General features: G+C 41.2%; 13 protein-coding genes. 6 read left to right on the top strand and 7 right to left on the bottom strand.

Going from position 1 to position 13,358, the window contains the following annotated elements; all coding sequences use genetic code 11:
• The first annotated feature begins 12 nt into the window (after positions 1-12).
• The 3 genes from LEP1GSC192_RS19800 to LEP1GSC192_RS09775 all read left to right on the top strand — a co-directional run bounded on the left by LEP1GSC192_RS19800 (position 13) and on the right by LEP1GSC192_RS09775 (position 2,644).
• Entirely contained in the window at positions 13-327 is a 315-nt protein-coding gene (locus LEP1GSC192_RS19800; protein ID WP_157186901.1) for a hypothetical protein, read from the top strand.
• 234 nt (positions 328-561) lie between these two features.
• Positions 562-1,485: a triacylglycerol lipase gene (locus LEP1GSC192_RS09780; RefSeq protein WP_020769615.1), complete on the top strand. Its 924-nt coding sequence runs from the start codon at positions 562-564 to the stop codon at positions 1,483-1,485.
• A 121-nt stretch (positions 1,486-1,606) separates the two neighbouring features.
• Positions 1,607-2,644 (top strand): 2-dehydropantoate 2-reductase, encoded by a 1,038-nt coding sequence (locus LEP1GSC192_RS09775; RefSeq protein WP_020769452.1) that lies wholly within the window; start codon positions 1,607-1,609, stop codon positions 2,642-2,644.
• Here the strand turns inward: LEP1GSC192_RS09775 and LEP1GSC192_RS09770 are convergent.
• The 3 genes from LEP1GSC192_RS09770 to LEP1GSC192_RS09760 all read right to left on the bottom strand — a co-directional run bounded on the left by LEP1GSC192_RS09770 (position 2,641) and on the right by LEP1GSC192_RS09760 (position 5,105).
• A complete protein-coding gene (locus tag LEP1GSC192_RS09770) occupies positions 2,641-3,576 on the bottom strand; it encodes a DUF2167 domain-containing protein (RefSeq protein ID WP_020769804.1) in 936 nt (311 codons plus the stop codon). The two genes, LEP1GSC192_RS09775 and LEP1GSC192_RS09770, sit on opposite strands and share 4 nt — an antisense overlap.
• Before the next feature lie 123 nt (positions 3,577-3,699).
• Complete coding sequence (locus LEP1GSC192_RS09765; RefSeq protein WP_020769442.1) at positions 3,700-4,308, bottom strand: DUF2062 domain-containing protein; 609 nt, start codon at positions 4,306-4,308, stop codon at positions 3,700-3,702.
• Positions 4,309-4,319: 11 nt separating this feature from the next.
• A complete protein-coding gene (locus tag LEP1GSC192_RS09760; RefSeq protein WP_036089665.1) occupies positions 4,320-5,105 on the bottom strand; it encodes a tetratricopeptide repeat protein in 786 nt (261 codons plus the stop codon).
• 354 nt (positions 5,106-5,459) lie between these two features.
• Here LEP1GSC192_RS09760 and LEP1GSC192_RS09755 point away from each other — a divergent pair, with 354 nt between their 5' ends.
• Positions 5,460-7,553 carry a PP2C family protein-serine/threonine phosphatase gene (locus tag LEP1GSC192_RS09755; protein ID WP_020769839.1) on the top strand — a complete coding sequence of 698 codons (2,094 nt, stop codon included), beginning with the start codon at positions 5,460-5,462 and terminating at the stop codon, positions 7,551-7,553.
• A 6-nt stretch (positions 7,554-7,559) separates the two neighbouring features.
• Here LEP1GSC192_RS09755 and LEP1GSC192_RS09750 read toward each other — a convergent pair whose 3' ends face one another.
• The 3 genes from LEP1GSC192_RS09750 to LEP1GSC192_RS09740 all read right to left on the bottom strand — a co-directional run bounded on the left by LEP1GSC192_RS09750 (position 7,560) and on the right by LEP1GSC192_RS09740 (position 8,917).
• Positions 7,560-7,916, bottom strand: a complete 357-nt coding sequence (locus tag LEP1GSC192_RS09750) for a hypothetical protein (RefSeq protein WP_020769643.1) — start codon at positions 7,914-7,916, stop codon at positions 7,560-7,562.
• Between the two features lie 118 nt (positions 7,917-8,034).
• On the bottom strand, positions 8,035-8,451 hold the full coding sequence (locus LEP1GSC192_RS09745) for a MaoC family dehydratase (protein ID WP_020769763.1): 417 nt from the start codon (positions 8,449-8,451) through the stop codon (positions 8,035-8,037).
• Between the two features lie 13 nt (positions 8,452-8,464).
• Positions 8,465-8,917 carry a MaoC family dehydratase N-terminal domain-containing protein gene (locus LEP1GSC192_RS09740; RefSeq protein ID WP_020769844.1) on the bottom strand — a complete coding sequence of 151 codons (453 nt, stop codon included), beginning with the start codon at positions 8,915-8,917 and terminating at the stop codon, positions 8,465-8,467.
• Between the two features lie 246 nt (positions 8,918-9,163).
• On the opposite strand from LEP1GSC192_RS09740, the gene LEP1GSC192_RS09735 reads away from it, so the two are divergent.
• Together LEP1GSC192_RS09735 and LEP1GSC192_RS19475 are read left to right on the top strand one after the other, a co-directional pair.
• The gene (locus LEP1GSC192_RS09735) at positions 9,164-11,563 is read left to right on the top strand and encodes a sulfatase (RefSeq protein WP_020769538.1); all 2,400 of its coding nucleotides are present in this window, start codon (positions 9,164-9,166) and stop codon (positions 11,561-11,563) included.
• A gap of 179 nt (positions 11,564-11,742) precedes the next feature.
• Positions 11,743-11,970 carry a hypothetical protein gene (locus tag LEP1GSC192_RS19475; RefSeq protein WP_020769580.1) on the top strand — a complete coding sequence of 76 codons (228 nt, stop codon included), beginning with the start codon at positions 11,743-11,745 and terminating at the stop codon, positions 11,968-11,970.
• 35 nt (positions 11,971-12,005) lie between these two features.
• Here the strand turns inward: LEP1GSC192_RS19475 and LEP1GSC192_RS09730 are convergent, their stop codons facing one another.
• Positions 12,006-13,304, bottom strand: coding sequence for an OmpA family protein (locus tag LEP1GSC192_RS09730; protein ID WP_052005221.1), 1,299 nt, complete (start codon positions 13,302-13,304; stop codon positions 12,006-12,008).
• Positions 13,305-13,358: the final 54 nt, after the last annotated feature.

Below are 13,358 nucleotides of genomic sequence, written 5' to 3'. Positions count from 1 at the left end.
ATAGATGAACGATTGTTCACGGAAAAAGAAAATTGTATATACGATGGGACCGATCACGCTGAGTTCTATCCTGGCATCGGCACATACGCGAACCTTCTCCATGCGCCCTCCGACGCGACCACAGGCAAAAGTACCGGGCAGGCTGATAGCACAAAATTAGAGCATGCTCTACACAAAATCCGTAACTCAGCCCTATTCGCCCGCTCCATCCCCGATTGTTCAGAAAAAAATTTCCAAACCAGCGCATCTTCCCCCCAAAATACGTTAGTCGGTCTTAAAAATGGGGATTTTTCAACTTGGGACCTTCTACCCTTAACCCATCCCTAAAAGAATATTTATTAAAAACCGAGCGTTATAAAAAAACATTGGTTCTATATCAAATGTTATTTTATCAGTGCTTTTTTCGAGTGTTTTCTCTTGACAGTTACAAGTCTTGAATTAATCTTCAAAAGCTCGGTATTGTACCGAGTGATACAGATAAAAAAGCGAACAAGTTAAACTAAGCGAATCTCAATCTGAGACCATATAGACAGCAAGAGAATAGTGAAGAGGTAAACTCAAATGCGTAAATTAGGATTAGCAGTATTGCTCCTATTTTTGTGTAGCGGCACAGTGTTCGCTTCCGGTGGAGGATCTTCCTCCAAGCCCCTAGCGGGATCGTATCCAATCGTTCTTTCCCATGGACTTTTCGGTTGGGGAAATGATTCCTCCGGTGTTATCAGTATTTTAAGCTATTGGGGAGGAATGGATACTTACCTTCAATCCCAAGGAGCTACCGTATATGCACCTGCCAAAACCGCGGCTCAATCCAATGAAACTCGCGGAGTTCAGTTAAAGGACAAAATCCTTGTCTATATGGCTGCAAACGGCTTCAGCAAAGTACATATCCTTGGGCACTCTCAAGGTGGATTGGATAGCCGTTACGCAATTTCCAACCTTGGACTTTCTTCTAAAGTTTCTACTCTAACCACTTTGAATACTCCTCATAGAGGATCTCCGATTGCGGACATTATTAATACTGTATTGCCTAGTTGGATTAAACCTTTTGTTAGCACGATTCTTGGGGTTTTCGTTCAGTTAGTATATAATGGTGGAGAGCAAAATGCGATTGCTGCATTAGGCTCTTTGACTACAAGCGGAACTGCAGCCTTTAATACTCGTACTCCTGATGCTCCTTCCGTAAAATATTTCTCTTACGGTTCTTACATCACAATTCCTGACTTAATCCAACACCCTCTGATGGGGTTGATCCAACCTGCTTGTATCGCCGGCGGATTGTTTAATGGACAAGGTGGGACTTGCGACGGACTCGTTCCTTATTCTTCTTTGAAATGGGGAACCTTCAAAGGTGGACCTGATTACGGTCTTCTGGTAACAGGTGTAGACCATATCCAGTGCTCCAACACTCTAAATTCCGGAAAGTTTTGGTACGACGTGGAAGGTTACTTCCTGAAAATGGCATCCAACGCGAAATCTAATCAGTAATTTCGAACGTTGTGTCTGGAAAAGCCGGGCTAATCTCCCGGCTTTTTTTATGCCCAAACCTAAGGGTAGAATAGCGATTTTCTAGTTGGTATTTTTCTAATATTCCTCATTCTTTCCGCTTATGAGTTTTTCCCCGAAATTTGCGATCTTGGGTTCCGGAAGTATAGGAACGTATATCGGTGCGTACTTGTTAAAAGCAGGTTATCCCGTAGTATTTGTAGGTAGAGAAAGATTAAAACAAGAGATCCAATTATTCGGTTTAGGGATCAGTGATTATCGAGGAAATTCCTTCACACTTGCCCCAAGCCAGATCCGTTATGTAACCGATATAAAGGAGGCCAAAGATTCGAACGTATTTCTGATCACTGTCAAAAGTAAAGATACGATAGAAGTCGGAAAATCCATTCGTTCTCTTTTTTCACCGGAAGAACTTTCGAAAATTGTGATCATAAGTTTTCAAAATGGGGTTCGAAATTCCAAGGAACTAGCTTCCGTTTTGCCGGAGCTAAACGATAGAAATGTAGCGGGTATGGTCCCGTTTAATGTTGTGGCAAAAGGAAAAGGGCAATTCCACCAAGGAACAAGCGGAGAACTCGTAGTTAAATCGAACGAATTCGGAAATAAGATCCATTCTTATCTGAGAAAAGCCGGTTTACCCTCTATCATACATAAAAATATGGAGGGAGTGCTTTGGGGAAAGCTACTTTTTAATTTGAATAATAGTCTCAACGCACTTGCAGGCATTCCTCTTAGAGAAGAATTATCCCAAAGAACGTACAGAAAAATTTTAGCTTCTATGATCACTGAAGGTTTAGAAATACTCAAACTTTCCGGGATCCAACCTGCAAGTGTAGGAAAAATGATCCCTTGGCTTGCACCAATCATTCTGAAATTACCCGATTTTCTATTTTTCAGAGTAGCCTCTAGTATGGTGAAAATTGATCCGGAAGCAAGATCCTCCATGTGGGAGGACCTTCATCATGGAAGAACAACTGAAATTTCCTTTTTGAACGGAGAGATCATACGTTTAGCGGATGAGATCGGACATAAGGCACCGATCAATCGTAAAATAGCGTCTTTGATCGCAGAAGCGGAAAGCGGTTCCGGTAAATCTCAATACGATGCGGAAACGCTTTCCAGTCTTTTAGGAGTGAATTAGGTTTCTTTGTCGCCCGGTCCGGAAGCAGTGTCTTCCGGTTTTCCTTTTCCGAAAACGAATCTTCTAATAGCGTAAAAGAGACCGATGGCGGCAGGGATCAGTAGTTTTGCTCCTTTAAGCAAAAATCCTCCGATCACTGCAAATAATCCCGCTTTTTTTAAAAGCCCCCCCGCAATCAAACCTCCGATCCCATAGGCGGCTAAACTATCTATTTTAGAATCATAATCCGCATAACGGTTTCCTTCGGAAAATTCCACACTTTCGAGGATCCTACCAACATCGTTCTCCACTCTTTTTAAAACGGAAATATCCCCGAGTACGTTAAGCAGAAGATAACCGCTTCTTCCTAAAACCCGAATATTATAATTGAGAGTGTTTGTTTCGGTTCCGTCGAATTTATATTCTTTTGCCCAATGTAATTTTTTAGCGGCAGAATCATAATAAGGATTAGAGGCCCAGCCTACTAATTCCAATCCGGAATATCCGTCTTTTTTTCTCAGTTCGCTTTCTTCCTTAGTAGAGTCTTTTAGATCGGCTAATAAGTCGTCGTAATTAATATCTTTGGAATCCTCGTCATCCACATGCCCTTCGTCCACATAATCTATTGTAATCGCGTAGGAACCCAAGTCTAAAGGTGTTTCGCTAGAGATGAATAAAATCCCTAGTCCTGGTTCGGTAGTGGGAGGATTTCCCCAAACATCTTCCAACACGATCTTACTGTCTTTTGGGTTCAGATATTTGTAACCTTTCGGAACTTGGATATTTGCGATCACCTTTCCGTCCTTATTTGTAAGGGGTACTAGGTTAGTTTCATACTTTAAGGATTTGATCCATTTTAATAAGTCTGCATCTGTTTCAAATTTTTGAGCGGAAACAGGAAGACTCCATAGGATGGCCGTAAAAAAGAAGGCGGCCAAGAATCGAGGAATCATATAATCTCTCCCGGGATTAAAATCGAGTAACAGATAATATGCCGGTCGGCAAGGAATTCGGACAACTAATAATGTTTAAATTAGAAAAAATATATTGAAAAGAACGAACGTTATAGGACGAGTTTAAGGCGATTTTGCAGCGAACAATCCCACGTCTTTTCTGACATGTTTTAGTTCCCATTCATGCAAACTGATACCTTCTTCTTCCGCTCTTCTAGCCCTGTACGAACTCAATAAGTTATATGTGATCGGATAACCTAGTAAAGCCAGAGGGATCCCGAATGCAAAACCTCCAATAAACATAGGAAGGCCCATCTTATCGAATAAGAAAATTGTCCAATGATACAATCCGCTGATCAGATCCATTGATTCCGATTCTTTAGAGATGGCTAATAACGTGTCAAAGCTGATTTGCTGGAATGGGATCCCAAGTAAAAGTAAAACCTGCTTTCCTGTCCAATAGAATAGGGAGTAGAAAAACGGAACTGTGACCGGATTTGTGATCCAGATCATTGCGATTGCGATCGGAAGATAAAAACGGATACGGAATAATCGAAGTACCAACCAAGTCCCCAATCCCAAATACATTTGCACTCCTACTAAAGGAGTCATAGACCATAGCAAACCGATTGTGGTCCCTAAACAAACTTCGTGGATCGGAGCGTATGATTCTTGAAAAGGTAAGATGATTTGTTTATGGATGATCCGCCAGATCGTTCTCAGAAAATTCATTATGGCCTGTTTTATTTAGAACTGGAAAGTTTGGAATAATGTTCCCAAGATTTTGAGTATTTCTCCATTGCCGGAAATAATTCGAAGGCTTTTTTTGCGGACTCGCTTGCTGCCTTCGGATTTTTTTCGAAATCGTTTTGTAACTTCGCCAGAAGATAATAGGTTTCCGCCTTAATGATCAAATCCCTGTATTCGGTTTCTAATCCTTTTTTTAAGGATCGGATCGAAGCAGATTTGTCACGATTTAATAGATACACAAAACCGAGTCCATAAAATGCAGAACCTTCCGGCTTTACTTGGATGGATTTATCGTACCAATCCATCGCTTCCTCTCTTTCATCCTGAGAAAGCGCCAAATTTCCAAGATCAGTAAGTAACATAGAACTGTATTCTTTGTCCTTAGAGGCCTGCGCGATCACTAAGGCTTGTTTGTATCTTGTTTCCGCCTTTTCAAAATTCTGTTTATGTTTTTCGATTTGAGCGAGCCCTCGCAGACAGTCGATAGAGTTCTTATTCTCCTTTAAACAAAGTTTATATTCTTTCTCTGCAGAAGAGTCTTCTTTGCGCAAGTAATAGATCCAACCTCTCAAATAATGGACTTGATCCATTTTCCCGGTGGTAAGGGCCTTATCCTTCGCCTTTTGGACCGATTCCGTTAAATGGCCGGAGTCCAATAGATCTCTGATCTCTAGAATGGATGGCTCATCCTTCTCCCCTGAACAAGCGGAATAGAAAGCCAATACGAGTGTAACGCTAGCAAAAATAGGATATTTTTTGGGAAAATCAAAACGGCTCATCTGTAGGTCAATATCGGTCTTTTTCATCATCTTTCGGAGGAGCGACATGGCAACAGGAATTTCCAGGTTTTCACGCGGATCCGGCGAAATACTTCTTTTTTATAAAAAACACCGTATTGGACGTATAATTCTTCGCTTTTTTTCCTCTAATAATCTTTGAAGTTCCCCGAATGAAACTTTAGGGCCGCTTCTTTCGTATTTACGGAATCCAAGCAAAAAGTAGAAGGTCAAATGTTCTAAAGGTGATTTTGGAAATTATTATTTTCCAAAATTCTCCGGAATACTCTTGTTAGTCGGAGAAGGATTGACGAGAAAATATAAACCGATGGAGGATGGTCCCAACCTTCCTGCTCAATGCACACGGCAAAATACTTATTCTTTTTATTAGGACCCATCGGCTTCCTCATTTTCCTTTTGTCTCTCACCCCATGGCATAAGGAAGAAAACTTACGCGCCTACAAAGGGATAATCGACCTCAGAGGGATCCAAAGTGCAAGTTCCGGCCCGGTAGATCTTTCCGGAGAATGGGAATTTTTCTGGAGCCAAGAGCCTGGTAAGATTTTAGAGTCCTTTCATGGGAATATGACGGTTCCAGGTTCTTGGAATAGAGAGACCGAATTACATCCATCTTATGAAAGGTTAGGTTATGCTACTTATCGATTAAAGATACTTTTACCCGATGTTTGGGTGGGGAAGGTTCTTACTCTAAGCGTAGGTACCGTTTGGAGTTCCTATCGGTTATACTTAGACGGAGAATTCTTAGGAGAATCGGGAACCCCGTCTACTTCACCTAAATCCAGCGTTGCCAGGGTGCAGCCTAGATCTTTTTCTTTCGTTCCTAGTTCCAGTCAGATGGAAGTTTCACTTTTCGTTACGAATAATTTCGCTAGGCAGGGAGGGATAAGCTCTCCGATCAAATTAGGTCCCTCCGAAGTGATGTTATCCACAAGAACAAGGACCATCTTTACCGAAATTTTTGCATTCTCCAGTTTAGTGATCATGGGGCTCTATCATATCTCTTTGTATTTGTACTTAAGATCCAGCAAAGCTCCTCTGTATTTCGGTTTTATGAGTATGGCGATCAGTCTTAGGGCCCTTGTTACAAATACAAGGTTACTGATGGAATTTTTCCCATCTATCAATCAAAACGGGATCCAGATGATAGAACAGATCTCCATGATGTGTGCCACCGGATTGTACCTGCTTTTCTTTTATGAAACCTTCAGCGTTTATGCATCCAAACTATACGTACAGATTTCCTTAGCGATCATTTCGCTATTTATTATAATGACCTTATTCGGTTCTTTGGAATTCAACAGTAGTAAGGTTGCCTATTTCCATTTGTTCATAGGGATCACAATCGGATATGTGATCTACGTGATCTTCGGAATAGATTTTGATAAAGAAAGTAATTCTTCTTATATTTTATACGGTTCCGGGATACTATTCTTAGGAGTTGCGATCGATCTATTCTATACTTATATCCTGAAAGTTTCCTCGCATCAGGTCTCTCATATTGCACTTGTACTTTTCGTGTTCTTACAATCTTTAGTGATCGCTTCGGACCGTTCTTCCAAATATAAAGAAGCAAAACTTCTTACCGAAGATCTACAGACCATGAACCTAGAACTTTTCGAAATGAAGGAAAAATTGGTACAAAAGGTAGAAGATAGGACCAGGACCCTAAACGACACTTTACAACAGATCAATAGGGAGTTAGAGATCGCTCAGAACGTACAAAGAAAGATCCTAACTCCGCCGGAAAGAGAGATAAAAGGGATCCGTTTCGATTACGTATATAAACCTTTGGAAAAAGTTGGAGGGGATTTCTTAGACATCTCGGAGATCAACCCGGGACAAGTGAGAGTACTTTTAGCGGATGCCGTAGGACATGGGGTGCAAGCGAGTCTTATGACTATGGCCTTAAAAACGGAATACGAAGAGTTAAAAAAACTAGCCTGCCCTACTCATGTATTAAAAGAATTGAATGGAAGATTTTTAAGAAAGTTCGATACCTTGGAAAGTATTTTCCCTTGTTTTGTTGCCGATATCTATTTGGAAAAAAAAGAAGTGCTCTATGCTTCCGCGGGACATCCGGATCAAGTGCTTCTTTCTCCCGGCGGTAATTACGAATTATTGCACAAAACGGGTCCAATCTTAGGACTATTCGATGATTTGGAGATCGAATTCTCCACTTATAAGTTTCCCTTAGGAAGCCGTTTATTACTTTTTTCGGATGGACTTATCGAGAACAGAAGAAAGGAGAATAGATGGAGCACTGTGGAAACGATCGCATCAAGAGCTTCCACACTTTCCAATGTCGGTCTCCAAAAACTATTGGAAGAATTGGTCGTATTGGAAGAAAAGTCCAGAGGAGACGAACAAAGATATGATGATATCACCATCATCGCGATCGAATCCAGAGAAACTCCGGAATACCCTGCGTAAAAAAAATTACGGCTTTTCCTTATTTAAAAGGGAGAAGGTCCAAACCCCACATAAAAATTCGAATCCGCTCGGCAACAAGATCATAGGATGGATCCATCCAAGAGCCACGAATGAAATTAAGACCAAAAACTGGAACGTTCTGGAATGAGTGGTCAATTTTAAGAAAAGACGAACATTCTCCTGACCCATTCTAAAATAAAAATATCCTAATATGATCAGAGTGAGACCGACCACTCTTACCCAAACATCACTTGCACTTAATAGGAATAGACCCAGGAAAAAATTCGGGACCGTGATCAAAAGAAGTCCTTCGATCAATAAGAAAATCCCGAAAAACTGCACACTTTTTGCCGCGTTTATCATGGGCAATAAACATATCTAAATATTAAAGAAGGACAATCTATTTTTGTAAGGAAAAATATCCGGGCATAAAAAAGCCTCCGAGATCCGGAGGCCTTTATAATTTAGAAAAACGAAAAGATCAGCAAATAACTACTAATTCTCCGGAAGCTTTTACTTCTCCGGATTCATCAGCAGCTTCAACGGCTACCGTAAGCAGCTTTTCTCCGTTTTCTTCTTTCTTACGTTTGATCTTACCGGAACAAGTCAATGTTTGTCCGGGTTTGGTCATCGCTTTGAAAGTGACTCCGAATTCTTTGATCTGCTTTTGGTCTGCCCAGGAAGTGCAAAGTCTTCCGATCTGAGCCATTACGAACATACCGTGTGCGATCGTTCCGTCCAATCCGGTCTTACGAGCGAAATCCGGATCGTTATGGATAGGGTTAAAGTCGCCGCTTGCTCCCGCATAACGCACTAAATGCGCATGCGTAACCGTATCCACTTTTAAAGGAGGGAGTTCTTGTCCTACTTCGTATTTATCGAATTCAATCTTACTCATCATAATCCTCCTATCACTGTTCCGGTTTACGGATGAAAATGGACATCTCCGCTTCGATCACGGTTTCACCCTTGGCATTACGAATGGTAGTGCGGAAAGTCATCGTATCCATTTTACCGACGGTAACGTTAACACATTCTCCCTGAGAAGAAACTCTGCCAGGGTAAAGAGTTTTAACATAATTATATTTTTCTTTTAGATGTAGGATCCTGGAAGTATCCACTCCCATGTTCTCCATATCTTTCCAAATTTTAGGATATCCCCAAAACTGGATCACTGTGGGAAATGTAGGAGGAGCTGGAATATCCTCGTATCCCGCTTTTTTTGCCGCTTCTAGATCGAAGTATATCGGATTGGTTTCACCGATCGCGAGACAAAACTCTTTGATTTTTCCTCTTTCTACGTCGAATTCGTAGGAGTCGAGTTTTGTGCCGATCAGGTCTTTTGAAATGCCTTTTTCTGCCATAATCCTTTTCCTTGGGATTGGTTTAAAAAACCTTCGAAGTGTCGAAGATCGTTTCTACGGCCCTATTTTTTAGACACCGATCCCACAGGTCCATTGAATTTTTAGTAACGAACGTTCTGTTTACTCAACCAACAATCGACTGAATGGTGTTCATCAAGATGATAGTCGCTTCGCTCCTAAAGCCCGCGTTGCGGACTATAAGTGTTGTAAGCGAACCCCTCAAGTAAAATTCTGTCCTTGTTCCTTATGATTTCTTTTGATTCCAAACTTTCTAGAATATTGATCCCGATCTTGTTATGTTATCTTTACACGGATTGTAGGCAAATTTTTCCCGGATCGTTTTCGAAAGAAGAAGAAACCATTATCCCCGTTTGGGACGGACTTCGTTCCTTAAAAAAACCAGGGAGTGTTTGCCGAGGAAACTCGGAAGAAGCCGTCCAAAAGATCGCTTATCATTATAAAAAAAATCCGTCCCGTTATTCGGAACTCCCTCTTCATGAGAAATGGAGAAACACCCAGCTTACCATCCTAAAAGATAAACGAACTTTACTGAACGAGTCCCGGGACAGTTTGTTACTTTTCAAAAACGGCGGTTGTGATATTTCCTCCGAGTTCATCATCCCTGGGGCAAAACTTTACGATCTTCAAAATGTCGTTTTGGATTTTTCCACCACTGCGCTTGCTTCCTCAGGGGAGAATGTTCCTAGCTCCGGGAAACTGGTCGTGAAGTTGGGGGATTCGGTAGTATTCTCGGAAGATGTACAAAGCCAAGGAAAAGAATGGATCGATCACAAGATCAAGATCCCGGAATCACTTTCCAAATCTTTGGAAGAGGATCCTTCCATCACTTGGAACTTTGAATGGTTCCCCAAAAATCAGAACGACCTAATGTTTGTAGGACAGCCTACATTGTATTCTTCCGTTGCCGATCCGGAGCTTTGGGGACCTAAAGAAAACGTAATATTGATCGTTGTAGATGCTCTTCGCCCGGATCGTTTAGGTTTCGGCGGATCTCCAGTCCCTACGAGTCCTTATTTGGACGAACTTGCTTCCGATTCCATCGTTTTTGAAAACGCTTTCTCTAATGGAAATTGGACTAAGCCGAGTATGATCTCTTTTTTCACTTCTAAAATCGCATCCGAATTAGGTCTTGGGAATGCCTGGTTCTATTCGAGCAATCTTCATCGAAAAATATTCTATTCTAAAAAACCCGAAACACTTCCGAACCATCTCAGATCCAAAGGGTACCTGACTGCGAGTCTTATGAATAACGTATTCCTACTGGATTATACCGGCGTAGGGGTGGATCTAGGATTTCATAAATTATTCCAACCCGGAAAAGATAAAGACGATACGGAACTTATACTTGCAGAATCCGTCCAATTCCTGAATGAGAATAAAAACAGAAGATTTTTCCTACATATAAACATCAACACTCCTCATTATCCTTATCTGCCCGAAAAAAAATACATGGACATTCTAGCAAAGAAGACGGATCCAAAGATCTGGAACAGTTACGATCCTTATGTCAGAAAGTACATGGCGGAAATCCTTTATACGGACGAGGTTATAGGCAAAATTTTAGAAGAAGCTAAAAAGACTGGGGCTTTCGATAAGTCCTGGATCGCCGTAGTCGCAGACCATGGAGAATTACAATCTATGGAACATTATTACCATCACCATTTCGTGGCGGAAAATCTGCATGCTCACGGTGAAACCCATTACGACGAAGAAATCAAGGTTCCTTGGATCATTCATCCACCTGCATCAGAAAAACAGAATATTCAAAAAAAGATATTCTCCGAACAAGTCTCCTTACTTTCCCTTTTTCCAACTTTAGCAGGGGTTTTGGGATTCCCTTGTGATCCGAATACTTGCGATGGAAACGATTATTCTAAAGCGATCTATGGTGAAGAAGGTCCACAATCCGAAAACTTCGTATATACGGAGGGACGGTTTTCTGAATCGATTCGAACCAAAGAATACAAACTTATTCGCAGATACCCAGGTTACGATTTCGTACGAAGAACCAAAGAAGGAGAACCTCATAAAATGTCCGAGGAATTCTATTCCTTAATGGAAGATCCGGGAGAACTACGAAATCTTTCTTCGACCGATTCGTCACTTCTAACAAAAGCAAGAGAAGAATTGGAAAGTCATAGTTTAAAGAAGAATGTTTTCAAACTTAGATTGCCAGCTTGCGAAAAAGAATGTACTCGCAAAATAGAGATCGGGATCCAAGCCGGTATTTATAAAATACAATCTGACATTCCATTTATAGAGAATAGATTGGAAGCGAAGTCCGCTTCCCTCACTGTCAAACAGGCCCCCGGAAAAGAAAATATCCTCTCTTTTTACACGGTTGAACCTGTTTTTGGATTTCGTTTGTCCGTTTCCAAAGACGGGAAGCAGGAAGATTATAAATCCGGAAAATGGGGAATTCTATCGGAAGCGAGTTCTAAAATTTATAGAGATTCTCCCGAATCAGTGGCTTCTGCAAAAGTTCCTTACGAATTCAAAACTTCTAAATTACCTTATTTTTATAACGATGCCGGTCTTTCCGGAAATTCCGAATCTTCCGAGCAGGCGGCTTTAGGAAAAGAAGTCCGAAAAGTGTTGGAAAGCTGGGGTTATATTCACGAATAGAATCCGTTTTACATAAGAGCCTTCGGCTCTTGAAGCCCGCGATCAACTATCCTCGACAATTTCATTTTTGGAACGGACCGTAAAGGTTTCTGCTCCCGTTTTTGCCAAAACTCCTTGCTTTTTTTATATCCTTCGTTATGTTATCCGCTTGCTAAACCAAACAGAAATAGGTGAAAAGAATGAAAATTAGAAACCTTGTATTTTGTCTTATTCTAATATTCGGTTTTATATCTTGCGGAAGTAATCCGGTAGAACGATGCCAAGACAGAAGAAAAATAATGAGAGATGCAGTTTGTCAGGCAGTGAGCGCTCACGAACCTGGAACGGAATCCTATAATAATATCCTTCTTTCCTGTTTAACGGAACATGATCACTACAACGAATGCAAAAATGAAGGTTACTTTTGACCGCCCATTTGTCTAAAAGGGGCAGGAGCCGAAACTTATTCCAAAACGATGGTGATATCTACTCTTCGGTTTTTTGCCCTGCCTGATTCCGTGGAATTTTCCGTAACAGGCTGAGACTTCCCATAACCTCTGTACGACATTCTAGTTTCCTCTATTCCATGAGAATTTCGTAACTCTTGCAGAACCGATAATGCTCGATCTTGGGAAAGTTTAAGATTATATTCTTGGCTTCCTTTATCGTCCGTATGTCCGCTGATCCGAATTTCTCTATCCGGATATTTTTTCAGAACGTCTGCAATCCTTTCCAAAACCTTTTTCGCTTCCGGTTTTAATTCGGATTTATTGTAATCGAAAAGAAGATTATCCAAAGACAGTACAACACCTTCGTTCGATTTTCTGATCTCAACCGGTGCGCGGTCTGCGATTTCTTCTTCCGGATTTCCTTCCCACTCGGGCCATTCTAATCCGTTTCCTTTTTTGCCATTCGGTCTTTTTCTAGGATAAGTGCTTCCCTCCGGAAAAGGTCCGAGGATCCTTTTTACTTCCTCCGCAATTTTGTCCTTATCATTCTCGGTAACGGAATTTTGTTTGGAATAAACCCCGTGGATCTCGAAAGACATTTCCTGCGCTATCCCATTCGGAAAAACGAACGTGTAAGCAAGCTGCACATATTTGTATTGTGGAACGCCTTGTTCGGAATCGAAGAATACTTTTCCCTTTGCGAAACCGTAAATTTTGTACGGTATATTCTGAGCGATAGGATCGGATTCCTTCATTAAGTTATAATTATATTCTATCAGGTCTGCATTCCCTTTTTTACCAGCGTATTCCCAATCCCCTCTTCCTTGATAAATATACTTTGCCTGGACAGGGATCTCTATCCTAGCCGTCGAGAACTGAAAACTTTCGGAAGCAGGTTTGTTCCACTCTTCTCCCGGTCCTACTTCTTTCGAGGAGAATGTAGGCAGCGATCTGAGATTGGGCATACTGTATTCGGGAGGTACCGTATACTGCCCCGTTTCCGAAATATGAAATTTGCTCTTGAAAGTTTTATCTTTATAGAAAGCCGGATCTAATTCGGGAAATTTAATATAGGTATCGAATATCGCGGAAAAATCGCAGCCTTCCTTTTTACAGGAGACGGCCTTCAATAAAATTCGATTCTTATCTTCTCTGTGAATGACTCGAGCGCCTTGTCTGGCTTTTACTCGGTGGTATTCGTTCAATTCGAGATCGTCTCCGGACTTCATTTTCCATCGGAATAATACGGGAGTTTCGGAAAATATATAAGAGGGTATTAAGAAGAAGAGTATGAGGAACCCTCTGAATGCCATACTTATAGTTTCGAAAATTTCTCCCAAAAACTTAGAAAGGAATCCCAAAAAACG

It is taken from the genome of Leptospira sp. B5-022, from assembly GCF_000347035.1.
Lineage (GTDB): Bacteria > Spirochaetota > Leptospiria > Leptospirales > Leptospiraceae > Leptospira_B > Leptospira_B cinconiae.
The sequence above is the reverse complement of the archived record's forward strand: the minus strand, read 5'-3'. Positions and strand labels throughout refer to the sequence as shown.